This window comes from Marinobacter sp. H13, from assembly GCF_059072335.1.
The window spans coordinates 2,674,512-2,696,517 of sequence record NZ_JCACRU010000001.1 but is presented as its reverse complement, the minus strand read 5'-3'; the positions used below and the strand labels follow the sequence as shown (position 1 = coordinate 2,696,517).

Annotated in this window: 20 protein-coding genes, 1 tRNA gene and 1 pseudogene; 4 read left to right on the top strand and 18 right to left on the bottom strand. The window is 57.3% G+C overall.

Going from position 1 to position 22,006, the window contains the following annotated elements; genetic code table 11:
* Window positions 1-40: 40 nt before the first annotated feature.
* Window positions 41-763, bottom strand: coding sequence for an LrgB family protein (locus tag AC5JQH_RS12440; protein ID WP_092033508.1), 723 nt, complete (start codon window positions 761-763; stop codon window positions 41-43).
* The gene (locus AC5JQH_RS12435) at window positions 753-1,112 is read right to left on the bottom strand and encodes a CidA/LrgA family protein (protein ID WP_008169943.1); all 360 of its coding nucleotides are present in this window, start codon (window positions 1,110-1,112) and stop codon (window positions 753-755) included. The genes AC5JQH_RS12440 and AC5JQH_RS12435 overlap by 11 nt, the downstream gene beginning before the upstream one ends.
* Before the next feature lie 75 nt (window positions 1,113-1,187).
* Between AC5JQH_RS12435 and AC5JQH_RS12430 the strand changes: the two genes are divergently transcribed.
* The 4 genes from AC5JQH_RS12430 (at window position 1,188) to AC5JQH_RS12415 (ending at window position 2,948) form a co-directional block, all read left to right on the top strand.
* The gene (locus tag AC5JQH_RS12430) at window positions 1,188-1,733 is read left to right on the top strand and encodes a YaeQ family protein (protein ID WP_493805652.1); all 546 of its coding nucleotides are present in this window, start codon (window positions 1,188-1,190) and stop codon (window positions 1,731-1,733) included.
* 90 nt (window positions 1,734-1,823) lie between these two features.
* Window positions 1,824-1,900, top strand: a tRNA-Arg gene (locus AC5JQH_RS12425).
* 443 nt (window positions 1,901-2,343) lie between these two features.
* On the top strand, window positions 2,344-2,403 hold the full coding sequence (locus tag AC5JQH_RS12420; RefSeq protein WP_248185651.1) for a hypothetical protein: 60 nt from the start codon (window positions 2,344-2,346) through the stop codon (window positions 2,401-2,403).
* Between the two features lie 293 nt (window positions 2,404-2,696).
* Window positions 2,697-2,948 carry a cation diffusion facilitator family transporter gene (locus AC5JQH_RS12415; RefSeq protein ID WP_228152694.1) on the top strand — a complete coding sequence of 84 codons (252 nt, stop codon included), beginning with the start codon at window positions 2,697-2,699 and terminating at the stop codon, window positions 2,946-2,948.
* A 434-nt stretch (window positions 2,949-3,382) separates the two neighbouring features.
* On the opposite strand, the gene AC5JQH_RS12410 is transcribed toward AC5JQH_RS12415, so the two are convergent.
* From AC5JQH_RS12410 to AC5JQH_RS12335, 16 genes and pseudogenes are all read right to left on the bottom strand, one after another.
* On the bottom strand, window positions 3,383-6,508 hold the full coding sequence (locus tag AC5JQH_RS12410; RefSeq protein WP_493805651.1) for an efflux RND transporter permease subunit: 3,126 nt from the start codon (window positions 6,506-6,508) through the stop codon (window positions 3,383-3,385).
* Window positions 6,505-7,926, bottom strand: coding sequence for an efflux RND transporter periplasmic adaptor subunit (locus AC5JQH_RS12405; RefSeq protein WP_493805650.1), 1,422 nt, complete (start codon window positions 7,924-7,926; stop codon window positions 6,505-6,507). The genes AC5JQH_RS12410 and AC5JQH_RS12405 overlap by 4 nt, the downstream gene beginning before the upstream one ends.
* A 5-nt stretch (window positions 7,927-7,931) precedes the next feature.
* A complete protein-coding gene (locus AC5JQH_RS12400; protein WP_117618235.1) occupies window positions 7,932-9,251 on the bottom strand; it encodes a TolC family protein in 1,320 nt (439 codons plus the stop codon).
* A 616-nt stretch (window positions 9,252-9,867) separates the two neighbouring features.
* Window positions 9,868-10,998 carry a hypothetical protein gene (locus AC5JQH_RS12395; protein WP_008169948.1) on the bottom strand — a complete coding sequence of 377 codons (1,131 nt, stop codon included), beginning with the start codon at window positions 10,996-10,998 and terminating at the stop codon, window positions 9,868-9,870.
* Window positions 10,991-13,501 (bottom strand): FtsX-like permease family protein, encoded by a 2,511-nt coding sequence (locus AC5JQH_RS12390; RefSeq protein WP_493805649.1) that lies wholly within the window; start codon window positions 13,499-13,501, stop codon window positions 10,991-10,993. Before AC5JQH_RS12390 ends, AC5JQH_RS12395 begins: the two co-directional genes overlap by 8 nt.
* Window positions 13,501-14,187, bottom strand: a complete 687-nt coding sequence (locus AC5JQH_RS12385) for an ABC transporter ATP-binding protein (RefSeq protein WP_092033491.1) — start codon at window positions 14,185-14,187, stop codon at window positions 13,501-13,503. Before AC5JQH_RS12385 ends, AC5JQH_RS12390 begins: the two co-directional genes overlap by 1 nt.
* Window positions 14,188-14,196: 9 nt before the next feature.
* A complete protein-coding gene (locus tag AC5JQH_RS12380; protein ID WP_493805648.1) occupies window positions 14,197-14,943 on the bottom strand; it encodes an outer membrane lipoprotein-sorting protein in 747 nt (248 codons plus the stop codon).
* 18 nt (window positions 14,944-14,961) lie between these two features.
* Window positions 14,962-15,894, bottom strand: coding sequence for a DMT family transporter (locus tag AC5JQH_RS12375; RefSeq protein WP_493805647.1), 933 nt, complete (start codon window positions 15,892-15,894; stop codon window positions 14,962-14,964).
* A 43-nt stretch (window positions 15,895-15,937) separates the two neighbouring features.
* Entirely contained in the window at window positions 15,938-16,588 is a 651-nt protein-coding gene (locus AC5JQH_RS12370; protein WP_092033548.1) for an isoprenylcysteine carboxylmethyltransferase family protein, read from the bottom strand.
* The gene (locus tag AC5JQH_RS12365) at window positions 16,581-16,802 is read right to left on the bottom strand and encodes a DUF2933 domain-containing protein (protein ID WP_081467492.1); all 222 of its coding nucleotides are present in this window, start codon (window positions 16,800-16,802) and stop codon (window positions 16,581-16,583) included. The genes AC5JQH_RS12370 and AC5JQH_RS12365 overlap by 8 nt, the downstream gene beginning before the upstream one ends.
* 42 nt (window positions 16,803-16,844) lie before the next feature.
* Window positions 16,845-17,918, bottom strand: coding sequence for a YncE family protein (locus AC5JQH_RS12360; protein WP_493791974.1), 1,074 nt, complete (start codon window positions 17,916-17,918; stop codon window positions 16,845-16,847).
* Between the two features lie 53 nt (window positions 17,919-17,971).
* Window positions 17,972-18,358, bottom strand: coding sequence for a DUF302 domain-containing protein (locus AC5JQH_RS12355; protein ID WP_288944953.1), 387 nt, complete (start codon window positions 18,356-18,358; stop codon window positions 17,972-17,974).
* Window positions 18,359-18,369: 11 nt separating this feature from the next.
* The gene (locus tag AC5JQH_RS12350) at window positions 18,370-18,723 is read right to left on the bottom strand and encodes a hypothetical protein (protein WP_288944954.1); all 354 of its coding nucleotides are present in this window, start codon (window positions 18,721-18,723) and stop codon (window positions 18,370-18,372) included.
* A gap of 157 nt (window positions 18,724-18,880) precedes the next feature.
* On the bottom strand, window positions 18,881-19,630 hold the full coding sequence (locus tag AC5JQH_RS12345; RefSeq protein WP_288944955.1) for a copper resistance protein B: 750 nt from the start codon (window positions 19,628-19,630) through the stop codon (window positions 18,881-18,883).
* Window positions 19,627-21,263, bottom strand: a pseudogene (locus tag AC5JQH_RS12340) (copper resistance system multicopper oxidase). Before AC5JQH_RS12340 ends, AC5JQH_RS12345 begins: the two are co-directional and overlap by 4 nt.
* 96 nt (window positions 21,264-21,359) lie before the next feature.
* Entirely contained in the window at window positions 21,360-21,920 is a 561-nt protein-coding gene (locus tag AC5JQH_RS12335) for a cupredoxin domain-containing protein (protein ID WP_493805646.1), read from the bottom strand.
* Window positions 21,921-22,006: the final 86 nt, after the last annotated feature.

The window sequence follows — 22,006 nt, the reverse complement described above, 5'->3', positions numbered from 1 at the left end:
GGGGCTATACGCCAGGTGAATGACCTGATTTGGCGCAGACTTACAGCCGGAAAACCAGAGGCAGGATCAGGGCAGTAAACACACCGGTAAGTCCCATCCCCAGAGACGCAAACGCGCCGGCGCTATGGCTGATTTCAAACGCCCTGGCGGTTCCGATGGCATGGCCATTCAGCCCCAGGGCAAAGCCCAGAATCCGTTCGTCGTCAACAGGCAAAAGCCGCGCGAGCAGGTCTACGAAGAGGGTTGCCACCACGCCCGTGATCAGGAGCCCGCCCATCATCAGGGGCACCGAACCGCCCAACTGCTCGGTAATACCGATGGCGATAGGCGCAGTAACCGACTTGGGCGCCAGCGATGCCAGGACCTCCGGTGTGGCCCCCAGAGCCCAGCCAATCACCACGGCGTAAACCGCCGCCATGGTGGCGGCAATCGGCAGCGTGACCACAATCGGGCGCCACATGGCACGGATATGGTGCATCTGCTGGTACAAGGGAATCCCGAGTGCGACGGTGGCAGGCCCCAGCAACACCGTCAGCCACCGCGCGCCCTGTTGGTAATCCTGGTAATCCACCGCCAACGCGATGAAGCCAGATAAAAGACACGCAGACAAAACAACCGGCGGCAGCCAGATAGGCCGGCCAATGCGGGAGAACAGCCAGTTGCCGGCAAAGAAGGCACCGAGGGTCAAACCGATCGCAAGAATCGGGGTGGCGGCAAGCGACTCCGGCAGGGCCTGGAAGCGCGCGAGTAGCTCACTCACCATCGCTAACGCCTCTTTTCGTCACCGCTTTCATCAACAACAACGTCGTCAGCACACTGAGAAAGGTGCCCACCAGCAATGCCGCCGCAACCGCCAGCCACTGCCCGGAGAACTGGTTCGCCGTGAAAAACACACCCACCACCCCCGGCATGATCAAGAGCACCAGCACCGATATCAGCCCCTGGCTGGCCCGAGCAAGATCATCACTCACGTTGCCTTTAAGCATCAGCGTGAAGGTAATGACCACCATCCCCAGCACGCCGCCACTCACCGGCAACGCCAGAAGCAGGCGCACAGACTCGCCAAGAATAAAAAACAGCACCAGAACCAGAAAACCACGCAACATCGGCATGCGCTTACACTCACCCGGGAAAGAATTGCATTACACTAGCCCAAACCCCTATCCCGATACCAATGCAGGAAGCCCATGGCGCTCAAAGCAACCATCCTCAAGGCGACGCTCAACATCGCCGACATGGACCGTCACTACTACGCGGATCATCAATTGACCATCGCCCAGCATCCGTCGGAAACGGACCTGCGCGTGATGATCCGGCTGCTTGCCTTTGCCCTGAACGCCGGCGACACCCTCGAATTTACCAAAGGCCTGAGCACCGATGATGAGCCAGAGCTGTGGCAGAAAGACCTGACCGGCGAAATTGAATTATGGATCGAGCTTGGCCTGCCAGAAGAAGACCGAATAAGGAAGGCCTGCAACCGCGCCGGGAAAGTGATCCTCTACACCTATGGCGATCGCGCATTCCCAGTCTGGTGGGACAAACATCACGGCAAGCTGGAACGTTTCGACAACCTCACCATTGTTCACCTACCCGGCGACAGCACTGAGGCCCTGGCAGCGCTCGCGGACCGGTCCATGAGCTTCCAGGTGACCATCCAGGATGGCGAGGTCACCTTCAGCAATGACAACAATCTGGTATCGATTCCCCCCGAGCAGCGACTACCCCAGAACTGAGGTCAGGACTTGCCGCCGGGGGCTGGACAGACACCCGCTACGCACGTAAGATTGCGCACTCGAAATCGGCGAGTCATCGTCGAGCTCGAAGCGCCCGTAGCTCAGCTGGATAGAGCGTTGCCCTCCGGAGGCAAAGGTCATAGGTTCGAATCCTATCGGGCGCGCCATTATTTTCAAAGGCTTGCGTGAAAACGCAGGCCTTTTTTATTTGCCTGTGCCCAAATTGTGCCTTGCTGGAGCCCAGTCACTTTAGGCCGCTGCTATATCACTCAGTAAAAAGACCATTGCACGGTTTCCACCTCACCATCTCCAAGGCACAGCCACTCCGCGTTATCTATGAATCCAAAACGCCTTGTTGTCGAAACCTTTGGTCGCAATGCGAACATTGGAAGCAACCAATTAACGCTTCTTCCCGCATTACTTCGAAACCTATATGAGGGAAAGCACACTTTTTCAGTATACAGCTATTTCACATTCCCCCTGAAACCAAGCATAAACGGGTTGCAGTAGCCATCTGGGCAAACGGCATCCTGACTCTCGTCCAGATCGCGGAAAGGACTTTGCCGGCAGCTTGGCGCTGATTGCCGATGCTATACATAACTTCTGGGACATGGCATCGCTGATTATCGCGTTCGCGGCCCGTAAAATTGCGCGTCGCCCGGCTGAATAAAAGCTGACCTTCGGCTACGGGCGAATAAAGGTAGGTGTTGCGCTGTTAAATACACCACCTTGATCATGATAGGGCCCTACCTGATATACGAGGGTGTCATGCGGTTCCCAGATCCGCTGGAACTCAAGGGGTGTTGGGTAGTCTGACTTACATTGTTGCACTGATAATGGACGCGTTGAGCGCGCTGCTGACCTACTCAATGCAGAAGGGCAGCGTTAATATTCATGCGTTGTTTTACACAACTTGTCTGATGCGTTTGCGTCAATAGCAGTGTTATAGGCGGAGCTCTTATCTTGCTCTACGACATGCGCTGGGTTGATTCCGCAATCACCATTGGCATGGCCAGCTATATTCTCTACCTGGACCTGACAGAAATTGGCGGGACCATCAGAACACTCATGCTGGGGAGTCCCGAGGATATCGGCACAGATTCCGTCATTGGGGCAGTATCAGACTTAGAAGGAGTTATCGACTTCACCCCGTACATTTTTGGCAGGTGGGTGAGCATGATGCCTCGCTCGACGCCCGTGTGGTTGTCGAGATGAGTGCGTGGAATGAACTTGAGAAAATCAAGGACGGGATAAAACAGGCTTTGGAGAAAGAGTTCAGCGTAACTCATTCAACACTGGAATTTGAACACCCTGACTACAAGCACGAGGGGGCAAATACCTATAAACATAGTTAACCGGCGCGCTATGTGACATACCTCATCATGCAGATTCCAAACGAATGGCGAACCACAAAGGCACGAGGACTCCATGCGAGACATGATTGAACCCCATCAAATTTGGGCCTACCCCATCGCTGCTGTTCTCGGCCTTTTAGAGGGCAGGAAACCTCCCCCGGGAAATATGTTGCCAGAGTATCTGCCCGGGACTCCATACCCAGGCTCTTGCTTTATAACAACATTACCCAGACACCGCTGCATCATCAGACCTCGCCAGAATCTCGAAAGCAATATGGCGAGGTCTAACTTTCTTTACGCTTCGGAAAAACTCCTGCGTTTCCAGAGATAGTAACCTACCGGTATCACCAGCAGTGCCAGAATCACGGCACTGATCATGCCTCCGACCATGGGCGCGGCAATCCGCCCCATGACTTCCGATCCGGTTCCGCCACCCATCATGACCGGTATCAGCCCGCCGATGATGGCGGCCGCGGTCATCATTATCGGCCGCACCCTCATTCCGGCGCCATGAAGCACTGCATGGCGAAGGTTTTCCCGCCTTGGTTTCAGCCCGTTCTTTTCACAGGTTTCCAGCATCGATTCGTAGGACTGATTGAGATAGACCAGCATGATCACACCAATCTCCACAGCAACACCGGCCAGGGCAATGAAACCGACGCCGACGGCAACCGAGAAGTTGTAACCCAGCAGATACATCAGCCAGAAGGCGCCAACCAACGCGAAAGGCAGGGTAGCCATGATGATACCCACTTCCGCAAAGCGCCCGAAGTTCAGGAACAGCAGCAGGACAATAACACCCAGCGTCACCGGAACCACCAGGCTCAGTTTCTGCTTGGCACGGAGCATGTACTCATACTGGCCAGACCAGTTGACGGAGTAACCGGCGGGCAGGTCCAGCTCCGCCTTCACGGCGGCCTGCGCCTGCTGGACATAGGTGCCGATGTCCACACCTTCGATATCCACATAGCTCCAGCCGTTCAGGCGGGCGTTTTCACTCTTGATGGAGGGCGGCCCGTCCTCCACCCGGATATCGGCCACGTCGGCCAGCGCGATCCGCTGACCGGATTCAGTCACCACGGGAAGCTGCTTCAGTTTTTCGGGTGAGTCCCGGTAATCCTCCGGATAGCGGAGGTTGATCGGGAAGCGCTCAAGCCCCTCGATGGTCTGCGCCACGTTGATTCCGCCAATGGCCGAGGCCACAACCTGCTGAACATCATCGATATTCAGGCCATAGCGGGCGGCACGCTCCCGATCAATATCCACCTTGATGTAACGTCCGCCGGCGACCCGCTCGGAATAGACAGAACTGGTGCCGGGAACCTTCTCCAGGATCTCCTCAAGGCGTTTGCCAATGCCCTGGATAACCGAGAGATCCGGGCCGGCTACCTTGATGCCCACGGGGGTCTTTATGCCCGTTGCCAGCATGTCGATGCGGGTTTTGATCGGCATGACCCAGGCATTGGTCACCCCCGGGAAGCGAATCAGCGAATTGAGCTCCTGCTTGAGCTTATCGGTGGTCATCCCGTCCCGCCACTGATCCTTGGGCTTGAGCTGGATAAAGGTCTCAATCATTGTCAGCGGTGCCGGGTCGGTAGCGGTATCCGCCCGGCCCACCTTGCCAAACACGGTTTTCACTTCGGGCACCGTGGCAATCAGCTTGTCCGTCTGCTGCAGCAACCTCCTGGCCTCGGCAATCGAGATAGCCGGGTAGGTGGTAGGCATGTACATCAGGTCGCCCTCATCCAGGTTGGGAATGAATTCACTCCCGATCTTGGTTGCCGGCCACAGGCCGACAACCAGAACCAGTACCGATGCCAGAACCGTTGACAGCGGAAACCGGAGCACCAGCTTCAGGGCCGGCATATAGGCGGCGACCAGCAGCCGGTTCAGCGGATTCTTGTGCTCCGGCAGCACCTTGCCACGAATGAAGTAACCCATGAGCACCGGGACCAGCGTCACTGCGAGAGCGGCACTGGCCGCCATGGCGTAGGTCTTAGTGAACGCCAGGGGCGCAAACATCCGCCCTTCCTGGGCTTCCAGGGCAAACACCGGCACAAAACTGACAGTGATGATCAACAGCGAGAAAAACAGCGCCGGCCCGACCTCCGAGGCCGATCTGGCTACTATTTCCCATCGGTTCTCGGGCGTCAGCGGCGTCCTCTCCATATGCTTGTGCATGTTCTCGATTAACACGATGGCGCCGTCGATCATGGCACCGATGGCAATAGCGATCCCCCCGAGCGACATGATATTGGCATTGATACCCTGAAAGTACATGACGATAAAGGCGGTCAGGATGCCCACCGGCAGGCTGATAATTGCCACCAGCGACGAGCGGACGTGGAACAGGAAAACCATACACACCAGGGCCACCACCACAAATTCCTCGAGCAGCTTGAACCCGAGGTTATTGACCGCGCGCTCGATCAGGCCGGAACGGTCGTAAACCGTCACCACCTCAACACCTTCGGGCAGGCTCGACTGCAACTCTTCCAGCTTGGCCTTCACACCATTAATGGTTTTCTGGGCATTTTCACCAAACCGCATTACCACAATGCCGCCAATGGTCTCCCCGTTGCCGTTGAGTTCCACAACGCCACGTCTCGCCTGCGGCCCGATCTCAACGCTTGCCACATCCTTCATCAGGACCGGCGTGCCATTTACGTCAAGACCCAGTGGAATCGACAAGAGGTCTTCACGGGACTGGATATAGCCAGTCGAGCGGACAATGTATTCCGCCTCGGCCATCTCGATCACCGATGCACCGATTTCCTTGTTGCCCCGCTTGATGCTGTTCTGGATGTGGGACAGGGGGATACCGAATGCCCGGAGTTTTTCGGGATTCACCTTGACCTGGTACTGCTTGACCATGCCGCCGACCGTGGACACTTCCGAGACACCGGGCACTGTCTGCAGCTCGTACTTCAGAAACCAGTTCTGCAGAGTGGTCAGTTGGCTCAGGTCGTTGTTCCCTGTCCGGTCAACCAGGGCATACAGGTAAACCCAGCCGACCCCGGTCGCATCCGGCCCCAGTTGAGGCCGGGCCGATTCAGGCAGGCTGGGTATTACCTGGGAAAGGTATTCCAGCACCCGGGAGCGGGCCCAGTACATGTCCGTATCTTCATCAAAGATGATATAGACGTAGGAGTCGCCGAAGAACGAGTAGCCCCGGACCGTCACCGCACCGGGCACCGAGAGCATGGCCGTGGTCAGCGGATAGGTCACCTGATCTTCCACTACCTGCGGGGCCTGGCCGGGGTAGCTGGTTTTAACGATGACCTGGACATCCGAGAGATCCGGCAGTGCATCCACCGGCGTCTTCGACACCGAGTACAGCCCGAACCCGGTCAGCAATACGGCGGCAAGCAGTACCAGAAAGCGGTTTTGGATAGACCAGTTAATGACCGACGCAATCATGAGGCGCCTCCGTCATGGTCCATCTTGCCATGGTCCATTTCGCTCTGGTCCATTTCGCTCTGGTCCATTTCGCTCTGGTCCATTTCGCTTTGGTCCATTGCGCTCGGGTCCATCCCCTCATGACTCATGGCTTCAGGGCTGTCCTTGGCATCAGCCTTGCCCGCCTCCATGGTGTGCCCTGAATGGTTCATATCCGGGTCCATCGCCCCTGCGGAAGGCGGCGACATCCGGCGGAAATCCGATGTCTTGCTGGATTCAGAGTCAATCAGGAACTGCGCCGAGACCACCACCTGGTCGCCGGGAACGACGCCTTCCAGAATCTCGGCATACTTATCCCCTACCCGTCCGGTGGTAACGTTAACCGATTTGAAGGCACCTTCTTCCAGCGCCAGAACAACGCGGTCGCTCTGTCCGGTGCGGATAACGGATTCCCTGGGCACCAGGGTGCGCCTTTCGCTCGGATCGCCCTGCATGTTAACGCTGGCGAACATGCCCGGCTGCAACATGCCATCGGTATTGTCAAAGCGCATCCTGACCTGTGCGGTCCGGGTCTCGAGATTGATTTCCGGATACACATAATCCACGCGCCCCATCCACCGGCGCCCGGGCATGTAGTCCAGGGTCATCTCTACCGGATCGCCGGTCCTGATGGCCCAGAGCTGGCTCTCAAACACCTCTCCGATCACCCAGACCTCGTCGAGTGAGCCGATGGACATGACCGGATCTCCGGGCCTGACGAAGGTACCCTCACGGACCCTCAGGACATCAATAACCCCGGAGGCCGGGGCATAGAAGGTTATGGTCCGCTGTACGTTACGGGTCTTCCTGAGTGTCCGGATCAAGCGGTCCGAGACATTCAGCGACGACAAGCGCTCCTCAGCCGCCCTGATCAGGCGCGGGTTTTTCCGGTCCAGTGCCAGGAGCAATTCCTCCTGGGCATTCACCAGGGTGGGTGAGTAGAGGGTGTAAACAGGCTTGCCCTTCTCAACCGGGTCGCCCTCGGACTTTACATAAAGTTTCTCGATCCACCCTTCAACACGGGGGTGCATGTGGTACAACTCGTCTTCGTTATACTGCACGTAGCCCACGGTAATAATATTGCTGGGCAACTGCCCCCTGATGGCCTCGTCCGTGCGAACGCCCAGGTTATTGACAATGTTCGGCGCAACCCGGACGGTGCCTGGCGAGTCGTCAGCGCTCCCGCTGTCCTCGTAAACCGGAACCAGATCCATGCCCATGGGCGACTTGCCCGGTTTGTCACTTCTGAAGCTGGCGTCCATGGGTGACACCCAGTACAAGGGTTTCTTTTCCGCGGACGCTGGTGCCGTTGCGGTTTCGGAGGCCAGCCAATAGGCCGCCCCGGCCCCGGCAATGCCACCAAGCAGTATAAAGCCCAGCGGGCGAACAAAATTAGCCATGATGGTCAGTCCTGATAGCGAGTCTGTGAAAGTGAAGGTACTTCGGAAGAGCCTGAGGTCAGGTAACGGAAACTGGCGAAGTTCCGGGCCCGCTCCGCGGTCATCCCGATCAGCTCAATCTTGGCGTTGAGATCGTCGATCCGCGCACGTACGGCTTCGGCGAAATCGCCGTCGTCGTTGTTATAGGCGGTCAGTGCGGCCTCGGCCTGCTCTTCCATTTGCGGCAGCAAGAACTGCTGGTATATCCCGATGCGGTCATCAAGTCGTTTAACCCGGGCAAGGGCTGAACGGGCCCTTGCCTGAATCACGCGAAGCTGCAAAACTCGCTCTGTCTTTTCTGCTTCGAGCCGGGCCGCTGAGGCGTTCAGCTTCCGGTCCTGGAGATTGCCGGTAAACAGCGGGAGATCAAAACCAATCCCCACGGAGAAGAGATCCGCCCGGTCCTGCCCGCCGGGCACGCGATCCCGGTAGCCATATTGCGCAGAAACCGTCCATTCGGGCTTGTAAGCCTCGCGGGCAAGATCCACATCAATGGCCCGGGCCTTGATCTGCTGGTCCGTGGAACGGATCAGGGGGTGACGGATAAGGGTGCCCGCACTAGTTTCCGACCAGCCGTCCCGAAGCGCTGTCAGCAGTTCGGGGGGCACCGTTTCGGTTACCTCCAGCGAGGCATTTTTCGACCCGATCCACTCACCCAGAGCTTCCTGACTTGATTGCAGCTTCAGCCTCAGGTCGGTCAGCCGGTCATCCAGGCGCGTAAGCTCCAGGGTGCCCCGGACAACGTCCTGCTGCCGTGAGATCATGGTGGCGGTTATGTAACCCGCCTCGGCTACGTCGGACAGCTGCTCGAAAAGATCCCTGTTATCCTCAATCAGACCGATGCTCTGTTGTGCCTCCCACACATCAAGCCAGAGGCGGGTCACCGTTTCCACCACCCTGGCGCGCCGGTTCTCCCTCTGAAAAGGTTGCTCCTGCGCCAGCTCTTCTTTCCTGTCCTGCGACAACTGCAGGCTGTCGCCGCGCGGAATCCGCTGCGAGATTCCGACCGTGGCCTGGGTCATCGCTTCCTGCCCGGTGTCGAACGTGTCCACGGGCAGATTCGCGGCGCCAAGTGACAGCCGAGGGTCGGGCAGGGCCCCCTCGGCAATGGACTCCTCCAGTAATGCTTGCTGTATCTGGGCACTCTGGCGAAGCCATGGATCGTATTCAATGGCGGCATCAATCACATTCGCCAGTTGAAGTCTGGGCTCCGCCCAACCGGGCAGGCTGGTCAAAACCAACGCCCCGAAGATGGCGGATCTGAAATAGCGAGCAGGAATAGCCAAGGGTAGGTCTCCACAGAAGTCTGTTAATCTGTTCAGGTACGCCATGCTAAATCTCAAACCTGAACTCTAACTGAACTTACCTGGGTTTTCAGGATATTTTGATCTGGCTCAATTTGTGTTTCATGTGATAAAAACCGAGAGAATCTTTGGTTTTTCATTAACTATCCAGAATCACTCCGAAAACTGATGCTTTAAAAAACTCATCAGACAGGATCGGCAATTATTTTCTGAATATAAAGCCTTTACCACCAGCCCAACAATGTGATATACCTGAGGGTCTCAGTGGTATAGCACATAAAGACGAGCAAGTACATTTCAGCGCATAAAAAAGCCGCAGAGGCTTCTGCGGCAAGGACAAACCTGAGACAACACAAAGGACAATCGTGTCAGGTACGATGACTGCCCCATGTACTGCAAAGTAAAACACAATACCCTGAAACAAACCTGAATTTCTGACACCTCTTAAAAAAAGATGACCGTCGAGTGGCCTACACACTAAATAACTGCCCATTAAACCGCCACACGATTCATTTGCTGAAATGTACATATAAAGGAACGCCTGGGTAGAGTGATACTTCTTTGATTGTGGGCGCCAAAATACGACCAGACAGAATATTCAGAAGTACCATTGCATCTCCACCAATCCCAGAGGCTCAAGCATTCCGTACTCGCTGGTGTCGTTACCACCAAACCATTGGGCTCCGGCTGTGAGATAGATTTCCTGGCTGAAGGGAGGCGTCCAGGTGGACCGGGGATAGAGTACCCAGCTTGCATCATCAACATTGCGAATGGCCACTACCCGATACTGCCAAAACGGGTTGATATCCTGCCATGCGAGCAACCCGGTATAATGGCGCCCGGCATAGAGCGGATCTGTGGACAGCAGGTTTCCAAGGCCAGAGTTTCCCGGCGGTACGGGCCGGCCGTTGTAGAAATATTCCAGTGCCAGGTTGAACCCATTGCGAAACGACCAATTCAGATCCGCCACTCCCTGCCAGTAGCTGTCGCTGGCGTCCGGGTCGCTCCAGACGAATTCCGTGCGCCAACCGGTGCCGATCACCGAGCCACTGCCGTCAAAGCCTATCCTGGTGACATCGGCAAACTCACCTGCCATCAGCCCGGCATCTACACCACCAATATAGCGCTTGACCCGGGCTGCCGTACTGGCCTCGCCGTCATTGTGTTGCGGGGCATGGACAGCGCTGATGCGTCCTAAGGCTCCCCAGGGTTTGTCCCAGAGAATGGCGTCCACACCCACCCGTTCATCCGGCTCCAGTTGCAAAGGGCTGACAGGATTGAGGATGTCCATCGGGTTCCAGATCAGGGCCGTGGACCAGTTCACCTGCTGGCGGCCGAAGCGGAAATCACCGGCCGGCGACCGCCACTGCACCGTGCCACGATAGAACTGGTGGCGCGCCAGCAATGTCCCCGACTCGTGAATATCCCCCTGCAGATCCCAGTAGCGAGGTTCCGGGGCATCCCGGAGCAAGGCGAACTCCGGGCTGTCCAGAAAACTGCCCGAAACCAGTTCCAGGTCGTAGGCCGCGTCCACAATCCAGTCCTGATATCGATATCGGGGGTTCAGACGCAGGCGGGTAAGGTTCGAAACGTAGCGATCACCGTCGATCAACGAGCGCGAGCCGACGCTGAGATTCTTCAGCGATCCGGACTGGCTGAACCCGGCCTCAACACCTGAAGCCAGCATCAGGCAGACCAGCCCTGACGCCACTTGCCAGTGCCTAGCCATGATGAATGGCCTCGACCGGGTCCAGCCGCGCCGCCCGCCATGCCGGATACAGCGCCACCGTCACCGAACAGAGAAACAGCAGCAGGCTGGGCAGCCAGACATGATCAAACATCAGCACCGGATAGACCCGGTCGGTAATGCCCGGAATGGTTTCCAGCGCCCCGCTGATCGAGGACAGGTCAATGCCGGCCTGGTTCAGCCAGTAGACCAGCGCACCGCCCGCCAGGGTTCCGGCCACCATGCCCAGTACCGCCAGAAAGAACGCCTCGAACACAATCGTCAGCAGCAACTGGACACCTCGGGTTCCCAGTGCCAGCATGACGCCCAGTTCCCGGGTCCGCTCCATCACCGACATCACCATGGTATTCATGACCCCGATGGCCACCACGACAAAGACCACCGACAGAATGAGATAGAAATCCACCTGGCTCATTTCCACCATCTGCACAACCACCGGGAGCAGGGTTTCCCAGCCCTGGGCCTCCAGTCCGTCGTTAGTCAGAGGCAGCGACTGGTTCAGGGTTCTTGCCAGGGCCGCACTCTCTGCGCGGTCTGACAGCCTCAACACGATCCGCGAGACTTCGTCTTCCAGCAGGCCACCCAGGCGGCGGGCTGCGTTGATATTGGTGAAGACATACTCTGTGTCGAAAAGGTCACTGCCAGTGCGATAGATACCGAGAATGGCCTGGGCACTGGAAGCAAGATCTCCGCCAGCCTGCTGGACCGTAATGACCAGCTTGTCCCCCAGCCGGGCACCCAACTCCTCGGCCAGTTTCTGGCCAATCACAATTCCCGCCTCCCCGGATTGAACATAAGTGCCCTGCTCCATGTATCTGAAAAGTTCCGTAACCGCCCTCTCCTGCTCCGGTGCAATACCCACCAGCTCCACCGGCAGACTCTTCCCGGGGTTTGCCACCATGGCACGCAGCAATACCCTGGGTGCGGCAGCCTCAACCTCAAGACGCGCCTGCAACTGCTGCTGCAGTGCCTGACTGTCGGCAATGCGAAAAGCTGGCGACAGATCGACGTCGTGGCCCTGCGCCATTACCTGCACATGCCCGCTAAGCTGCTGTGTCGAGTTGTGAATCATCTGCTCAAAGAAACCATCGGCGAAAGCGTATAAGAACAGATAGGCCGCCAGCCCGAACGCAGTGGCCGAGGCGGTGATCACTGACCGTCGTGGATTGCGGAATACGGAGCGCAGTGCCATTTGCGCGAATATCAGCAGTCGATGATCAGACGTCACCTGCCAGTGGATCCGGCGGATACGGTTGATCATAGTGCGACGTGCGCCCATCGCCTCCAATGGACTGTTGCGGCTGGCCTTCCAGGCCGGGATGGCCGCTGCCAACAGAGCCACCGATATAACCACGATGCCAATCACCACCGGACGCTGGAATTCAATGGTGGGATAGACGATACCGCTCAGGCCCGGCATGGTATCCATGGCCTTGATATAGGCGCTGAAGTCCAGCCCATGGGTACCGAAATAGCCCGTCAGTGACAGCCCCAATGCCAGACCCAACAGGTATCCCAGGCCCGCCAGGATGGCTGTTTCCAGAAGCACCAGCCAGACAATACGACTGCTGGGCGTACCCAACGCCATCATTACACCGAATTCCCGGCCACGCTCCAGTACCGACATCAGAATGGTGTTGACGATGCCGGCCGCCACCACCACAAACACCACGAAGATCACGATGTAGGCGACAGCATCGTGAAACGCAACCATTTGCACCAGCGACGGCATCAGCGCTGGCCACCCCAGGACTTCTACGTTCCAGGCCTGCATCTGATTCCGCAGGCCTGCAACCACCGCTTCAAGCCGGTCGGAATCCTCTACGCGGGACGCAATCTCGGTAAACCGCCCCTGAAAGGCATACAGCGCCTGGGCAGAGGCCAAGGGCATCTGGCCCACGAAGCCATCAATACGCTTGATACCGGTCTCGAATACGCCCACCACTTCGAACCGGTCGGCGCCAATAGAGCCGTCCGACGCCTGCACCACCAGTACCAGCTCGTCGCCCGGGGAGACATCCAGGGCACCGGCGGCATCGACGCCAACAAGAATTTCATTGCCGCGCTCCAGGTAGCGACCACGGACAATCGACCGGTCAAGCCGGGTGACCCGTGGCTCCGTCGCGCTGTCGACGCCCATCACCTGTAATGCCCGTGACTGGTCCTCACGGCTGGCCAGGGCATGGCCCGTCACCCGGGGGGTGGTTGCCGCCACACCGGCTACGGCCGATACCTCCTCTGTGAGATTCCAGCGCTCGGCCAGGGCAATGTTCATCTCCCGGTCATCGTGAAAGCCCCGCTGATGTACCTTCAGGTCGCCGGTCACATAGCCAGTCATGTTGTTGATCATCTGGGCGTTGATGCCATCAATGAATGCCCAGAGAAACACTAGCCCACCGACACCGACGGCCACCGACAACAGTGTGATGGCCGTACGCCGACGATTGACCTGAAGATTGCCAAAAGCCAGACGTAGCCACGCCATCACGACCGTATTTCCTCACGCTCGACGCGGCCATCGCGGAGATGGATTACCCGCCGCGCGCGTTCCATCACCATCGGGTCATGGGTGGAGAAGACAAAGGTAATGCCATGCTCGGCATTGAGCTTACGCATCAAGTCCAGTAGCGCCGCGCCGGTCGTGGAATCGAGATTGGCCGTGGGCTCGTCGGCCAGGACAATCGCGGGCTTGCTGACAATCGCCCGGGCCACCGCAACACGCTGTTGCTGGCCGCCAGACAGTTCATGGGGCAGGCGCCGCTCCAGCCCTTGCAGGCCGACCTCCACCAGAATACGCCGGGCCTCGGCACGGCGCTCCCGAAACGGCACTCCGCGCAGCATCAGCACATACTCGACGTTCTCCTGAGCCGACAGCACGCCAATCAGGTTGTATTCCTGAAATACAAAGCCAACCTTCCACAGCCGCAAAAGGGTCCGCTTCTTTCGGCTAAGCCCGGTGATTTCCTCACCCGCCACCTGAATGCGCCCGCTATCCGGCTCGTCCAGGGCTCCAATCTGATTCAATAGCGTGGTTTTACCCGATCCAGACGGGCCCACCAAGGTTGTGAACTCCCCGGCCTCGATCGCGACCGACACCTCATCCAGGGCCTTGACGGCGATGGAATCCTGACGGTAAATTCGCGAGACTTTCTCCACATTGACGATGCTCATGCCGGGCCCTCACTGTGGGTTGCGCAGCCGGCGCAATGAAAACACCTCTTCATCGATCGACAGGTCGAATTCAATAGACTCAATCGTGATCACCGTGCGGGACTCGGGGTTATCGGCGTCCACCATCGTCCAGCGGGTGGGTATCCGGCGCCCATCCATGGTTTCGATCTGGTCATAGGTCATGCGCTTGACGATCTGATCGCGCTCGTCGTAGTAGGCAAGCGAAACCGGGATCGAGTCCTCCCGAACAGTGAATTCCAGGCGACTCCACACTACCGGGGCATCAGGTCGGGGCGTCGAGACAACCCGATACACAGGCACCTCACCGGAATCGTCGGTTTCGACCAATTCGTGGGTGTAGTCCTCGACGAACGAGCTTTCCTTGACCAGGTCGTCGTTGCTGAAGTTGGAGCCCATCCATGGCTGGAGCATCATCGACGGTGGGATCTTGATGGTGCGATCAACTTTGGGCAAGTAATTCCACATGGCATCGCCGATGCGCAGCGAGCCGATGCCGGCCTCTTTTTTGGGCGCGTGAATGCGAATCAACGTATGCTCCTGACGATTCATCCAGGCTTCCAGTTCCAGTGTGCGAGTCCAGTACTCAGACTCGATCCACATAGTGAAACGGCCGTGATTGCTGTCGGACCACAGAGTCTGTTCCATGCCTTCAATCAAGGAAACTGCCGAGGGAGGGCCCGCAACAAGACGGCCTGATGCGGCAAACAAAAGGAGAACGCTGATCCAGACTCTCATTGACTACTCCCTTTTCTACTATGAGCTACGGATCACCTTTGCCTGTTCCCCGACAGCGGAACCGCTTGCTGTTTTCCCAGGCGCTTTGACAACGATCACCAAGCCGACAATTGTGATTCCTATCCCGATCATCTCCAGTGATGTGAAAGTTTCGCCGAACAAAAGCATTCCGATAGCGAGACCGAAAACAGGCGTTAAAAAGGTAAACGAATTGAGGCTGTTCAAGGGCGCGCTGGCGAGCAAGGCATACCAGAGCACAACCATCATTGCCGTTGCCGGAATGGCCAGAACGAACATGGCAGTGGTAAATGACCAGGTCCAATCAATCTCGAAGCCCTCGCCCAGGCTCACGGATGCTATTCCCAGAAACACTGAGCCTATGACAAGCTGGATGCCCATTGACCAATAGATATCATCGCTGCCGGCCTGGTATTTAAGCAGCACATTTCCAATGGCGGTTCCGATGGCTCCACCAAGAACATAGACGGTCCCTGAAAATCTGGCGTTACCAAACTCCATCTCTGGCATCGCTAGCACCACAACACCAATAAAACCAATCAAAAGGCCCACAAACACACGCCCGGTCACCACCTCTCGAACGATAAAAAACGAAAGAACCGCCGCAAACAGTGGTTGCGCATTGGCCAGAACCGTTGCAAGCCCCGGTCCCAGCTTGCCAGCGCCGAGAAACATCCCTCCAAGCCCCATACCCGTGTAACTGAGGCCAATTACGGCCAGCATAAGAAGCTGGCGAAGCGAATAACTGGGCCGACCATCTTTTGTAAAAGCGATCAGAATCAGACACAACCCTGCCAACAATGCGCGTAAAGCGGCAAAAAGCAAGGGTGGCGCATCTGGCAATCCCACCACAATAAAAGGAAAGCAGATCGCCCAAAGAAAGGCAACAAGAACCATTCCGGCGACTGAACGTATCGAAAGTGACAGGCTCACCAACAGCTCCTTTGTCTACCCGGCAGATGAGTAGAGCTTTTGTTCAAGCTTGCCGCCCCAATCCGCGCAACCGCGGCAAAAACCTGGGAGTTTTGTTGGCATAGTGCCGCCAGGCTTCCCCGAACGTTTTCTCTGCCTCCCGCTCCTCATTGATCGATAAGCGGGCATACATCCAGAGCAAAACCGGAAACATCGCCAGAGTTATAAGTGTTGGCCACTGCAGAAGGAAGCCAAACATAATCAAGACAAAGCCGACATACTGAGGATGCCGAACATACGAATAGAGCCCCGTCGTAGCCAGCTTTCGCTCTTTTTGCGCCGTGTACAGGGTTCGCCATCCGGCGGCAATCAAGTAAAAACCTCCACCTATAAACACCGTACTCAACAAGTGGAAGGGGCCGAAATGGGGAGAACCCTGCCAACCAAAGAGCATTTCAAGCAAGTGCCCGCTATCGTGGGCAAGCCAATTCACATCCGGGTATTGGGTCTGAAGCCAACCGGACAGGAAATAGAGTGTCAGCGGGAACCCATACATCTCTGTGAATAATGCCACGAGAAACGCGCTGAACGCACCGAAGGATCGCCAGTCTCGTTGGGTCTGTGGCTTAAAAAAACTGAAAGCGAAGAAAATAAAGATCACCGAGTTTAGAACCACCAGTCCCCAAAGACCGTAATCGGACGAAGCATCAGTCATCGCGTTGGCCTCCACTCTTGCCTTCCGGTTGATCGTGGTGATTATGGCCACCGTGATTCCCATGCCCTCCATGCATAAACATATGAATAAACGGGCATGCCAGAAGGATTAACCACGGCAAAGCACCCAGAAGGTGAACCTTATGTTCGCCCCAGAGCAAAACCAAAGCGATGACCGCAAAAATTGCCAACGTAATCTTGAAACGCTTATCCATATAGATTCCCTTTGGGAAAAGCTTGTCAGTGGGGCTTACTGGCTAGTATGCCTCTAGCGATATTTGGTGACCTATCCCGTCCAAAGAAACGTCATCAATAATCTCCAGAGAGCCCGGATCAAGCACCCAGAGCCTGGCTTCGGCCCGACTGGTGATTAATAGGCTGCCATCGACGGGAGAGACCGCCAGGTGGTAAGGGGCCGGCGCCAGTGACACGCTATGGCGGATCCCGCTGGCAAGATCGATCCGGACGACCCGGTCGCCGCCCTTACTGGTTGCGTACAGTATCCCGCCGTCGGTGCTCAGGCCAACGCCATGAGATTCCGCCCCGACATCATACCTTGCCGCCACGGCGCCTTTGGAAAGCTCCAGGGCAACAACCTGGCCCGAGTCGACATCATTGACATAAAGCCGTTCGTTGCCGGGGGCGAGCACCATATGCTCCGGACTACCGCCAACCCGAAGATTGCGTTTGACGAACCAGTGCCGGGTATCCACTTCGCTGACCGTGCCGTTGCCGGTATTGCTGACCAGCAGAGACTGACCGTTGTCGGTCGCTACCACGTAGTTGGGCGCCGGGCCCGTCGCCACGGTTTCAACCAGCTGTCCGGATTCCAGGTCAACCACACTGATACCGCCGCCCATGGGGTGCGTGGAAACAGCGTAGCGACCGTCAGGGGTCACCAGTACATGGTGCACCGGCCCAGGCACCTCCAGCGTGCGGGCAATCGCGTTCGTGGAGGTATCGACAACATAGATCCGCCCGGTATTGGCGTCTTCCGGAGCTGCCGCGGGCGCACCACCCCCATGATGGGCGGCATGCTCATCTTCCGTCACGCCCTCCGGGCGACTGACCGGTTCCTGGCTGTCGTGAGCGGTCAGGCTGCCGGCAACCAGATAGCGGCCATCGGGTGTCAGTGCCGAGCCATGGGTATTGATGGTCCCGCTGATCGTCGACGTTATCTGGTAACTTTCCAGATCAATAACGCCCACGGAATCCGCCGTCCCCATGGGTACGAATGCCCGGGCACTGTCTCCCATCGCCGTCAGGGACAGGCTCATCAGGACAGTGGCTACCAGCGAGGAGCGCCACCGGTTACGCGCCTGGAGTTTCATAAAACCACCTCCTCAGGTCAGGGTACAACGGGAATCAGATCTCTCTCGGTCACTCAAATCGATTCAACAACCTTTAAAAGCATTTCCCTGACTTTTCCAGCAACCTGCTTGAGCTCGTCGTTATCAATAGCGGTCATGGAAGCCACGGGGTCTATCGCGCTGACCTCGATACCCTCCACAACTTCGCGAAGAATGACGTTACACGGCAGCATCGCGCCGACACGAGGCTCCACGCCAATGGCTTCCCAGGCCATACCTGGATTACAGGCCCCGAGAATCCGGTACGCAGACATATCCTTGTCCAGCTTTTTCTTCATCGTGGCCTTGACGTCAATTTCCGTCAGCACCCCGAAGCCGTGATCGGTAAGCGCCTGACGCGTTCGTTTGTCCACCTCCTCGAAACCCGCATTGCCGATAAGTCGGTCAATCGTGTATGACATACAACCTCCTGTTATTTTTTCATCGGCGGGATTTTCGAACAGCAAAACGGCTCATGCTTGGCATTGGCCCGGACGTTGTCGTCCGTATAGCGATACCACGCCAGTTTCCGCCGGGTCCACCAGCCCGCTTTCAACCGGCCTCCATGGAGCTCGATCAGCTCCAGCAGCTCATCGGTGGACCAATGGGTCCCATCGAAGGTGACATACAGCTGGTTGCCCGGTTTGCGCTCGGCAAAATCGACGCAGGGATGGTGGTTGAGTTCGTGGATAAAATCGTCCCACTCACTCTCGCCAAGGTCTTCGACGGTCAGTTTCCGGCGCAACAGAAACTGCGCCTGATTACTTGCTTTGTGTGCTTTGGTCATGGGAGTGCACCTCGTTGCCTCGCTACCTACCCTCTATCACACCATGCCAACCTGAACTGCGACTGAATACAGGTGAAAATTCCAGGTGGACTCGACCCAGATCAAAGTGTATACAGAAACGGGCCCGGGGAGTATCCCGGGCCCGTCAGCCCCACGATCAGAACGCGATGCGGGCGCCGATCACGGCAAACCAGTCTTCCGTACCACCGCCCCCGGCTTTGGCGAAATCCGCGGTATCGCCGTACTTGCGCTCGTGCACCACACCCACATAGGGCGAGAACGTGCGGTCAATCAGGTCATAACTCAACCTGAGGCCGGTTTCGGTGGACACCAACCCCTTGCCGACGCCAATTTCCCGGTCCTCGCTGAACGCTACCGTCGCATCCAGAGTCGCATACAGGATCCAGTAGTTGGTCAACAGCCACTCGTATTCGGCATCCAGATCGGCGGATGTGTCGCCCTCGTCACTCATGTACAGGTTCGCATCGATCTCAAACCACTGGGGCGCCAGCCCGACAACACCGAGCACCGCGTACGTCCGGTCCGGACCCTCGGGTGTGTCGAACCGGACGCCGGCTTTGGCATCAAAGAACCTGGAAATCGGCACCTGCCCCACCAGCTGGTTTTCCAGTGATTCGTAGGCCCGCCCCTCCAGGCTGTACTCACCTTTTGAAATCCACCGGAGTTTCAGCTCGTCGGTGCCGTAGAAGGAATCCGCATCCCAGACTCCCAGCTCCTCATCATCGTCACTGTAGCGGTATTCAAACTCCTCCAACTGCACACCCCAGGTCGTGAGCGGCTGCTTACGCGCGGTGGTGTCGGAAATCATCTCCTGAGCCGCTAACGCGGTTGGGAAGCCGATCGAAACAAGCAGGCTCACAGCACCCAGCAATCGGATACGGCTCATGCATCACCTCCTTCTTCGGTCGTGGCGCCTGCCTTTGCCTGAGCCGACTCCGGGCCACCCTCAACAATGACCTTGCGGAACATACCGGCTGCCGCGTGATAGGACAGGTGACAATGGAAGGCCCACTGCCCGGGTTCATCAACCTCGGTTTCCATATAAACTGTGGCTCCGGGCTGTACGCTGACAGTGTGCTTGATGGGATTCCACTGGCCTGCACCGACCTCGAGAATGGACCACATACCGTGAAGGTGCATAGGGTGGGTCATCATGGTTTCGTTCACAAACTTGAAGCGGACTCGCTCACCGTACTGGAGACGAATCGGATCCGCATCCTCGTACTTAACGCCGTTGATGCTCCAGATATAGCGCTCCATGTTGCCGGTCAGTCGAAGCTCGATTTCCCGGGTCGGTTCCCGGTCTTCATACAGCGGGTTTTGAGCTTTCAGGTCTGCATAGGACAGGAATTTGCCGCCATTCGCCGCCACGGGCACAAGGCCACTGCCCTTCGCGTAGAACGGATCGCTCGCGCCACCTTTGGGCATCTCCATGGAATCGTGGTCCATGCCCGCCATGCTACCGTGGTCCATACCGGGCATGCCGCCCATATCGGCCATGGTCAGGCGCGCAGGCTCACGCAGTTGGGGAACGGCGGCTTCCATTCCTTCTTCCGGAGCCAGCGTTGCTCTTGCATAGCCCGAACGGCCCATGGACTCAGCGAAGATGGTGTAGGCCTGCGCCTCCCTGGGGCGGACAATCACATCGTAGGTTTCTGCCACGCCGATCCGGAATTCGGCGACATTGACCGGCTGTACGTTATTGCCGTCTGCCTGCACAACCGTCATATCCAGGCCGGGAATCCGAACGTCAAAATACGTCATCGCCGAGGAGTTGATGAAACGCAGCCGGATGCGCTCCCCGGTTCGAAGAGGCCGGTCCAGTTCTGCTCCGGCCCCTTGCCGTTGATCAGACCGGTAAAGCCCTGCAAGTCCTCGACATCCGCTTTCATCATGCGCATGTTACCCTAGGCCATCCGGTCCCGGACCGTATTCATCAGGCCATTTTCAGAAACGTCCGAAAAAAACTCACCCACCGTTTGCTGCTTGCGGTTGTAGTAATCGGGTATCATTTTCAGGTTCCGCATGATGCGGTCACCGGAGTGCGGGTGTTTGTCGGTCAGCTGAACCACGTACTCACGGTCGTAACGGAACGGCTCACGCCCCTCGGGTTCGATGACAATGGCACCGTAAGCACCGTCAGGCTCCTGGAAGCCGGAGTGGCTGTGAAACCAGTAGGTACCCGTCTGCTGGATGGGAAACTGGTAGGTAAAGGTTTCTCCCGGCTTGATTCCGGGGAAACTGATACCGGGCACGCCGTCCTGATCGAAGGGAAGGATCAGCCCGTGCCAGTGAATGGAGGTCATCTCATCGAGGTTATTGGTCACATTGATGGAAACCTCTTCGCCTTCCCTGAAGCGCAGAACCGGCCCGGGGGATTTGCCATTGTAGCCGATACCCGTTTTGACAAAGTCGCCGGTATCGATTTTTACCCGATCGACTGTGAGGCTGTATTCCCCTGCCAGGCCGATCACCGGCAACAGCAGAGCCGCAATGCCTGCCAGAAAGGTTGTGTTCATGGTTTTGATTGCTCCCAACTACAAAACAGTCTATGAGGAACGCCCGCCAGGCCGAGGATTTCGCCGGCGCGGCGGGAGCGGTTGATCAGAAAGGGATCAGTCGAAATCCACTTCGCCATACATACCGGCCTGATAGTGCCCGGGCACGTTGCAGGCAAACTCGATATCACCTTTATCGGAAAACTTCCAGACCACTTCCCTGCTCTGCCCCGACTCCAGCAATACGCTGTTCGGATCGTTGTGTTTCATGGCCTTGCCATTCCCCATATCCATTTCCATCATGTCGCGATTGAGCGTGCCGCCCTGGATAATCCCGTGCTCAACCATCATCATCATTTCCTTCTGGTGGGCTTCGTGCATGGCAGGCGTGCCAATATTGAATTCGTGAACCAGGCTGCCCTTGTTCTCCACTACAAAGCGCACGGTTTCGCCAGGCTTCACATCAATCGAGTCCGGCTCGTAGTAGTTGTCATGCATTTCCACGGTGATTGTCCGAGTGGCTTCTGACGCTTTGCCCGGCTCACCAGTCGCCGCGCCGTGCCCGCCACCATGCCCGCTACGTCCGCTACCATGCCCTTCGCCATGAGCACCCGCTGCAAATGCCGTTGCGGACATCGAGATCGCGACTGCCGCCACCAAGAACTTTGATGCACTCATCCCATCTTCTCCTGCAATAATTTATAGTAAGCGCTGGTCACACTTGCCCCGAAACTTGAGCAATGTCCAGAATCGGCTGATACCAC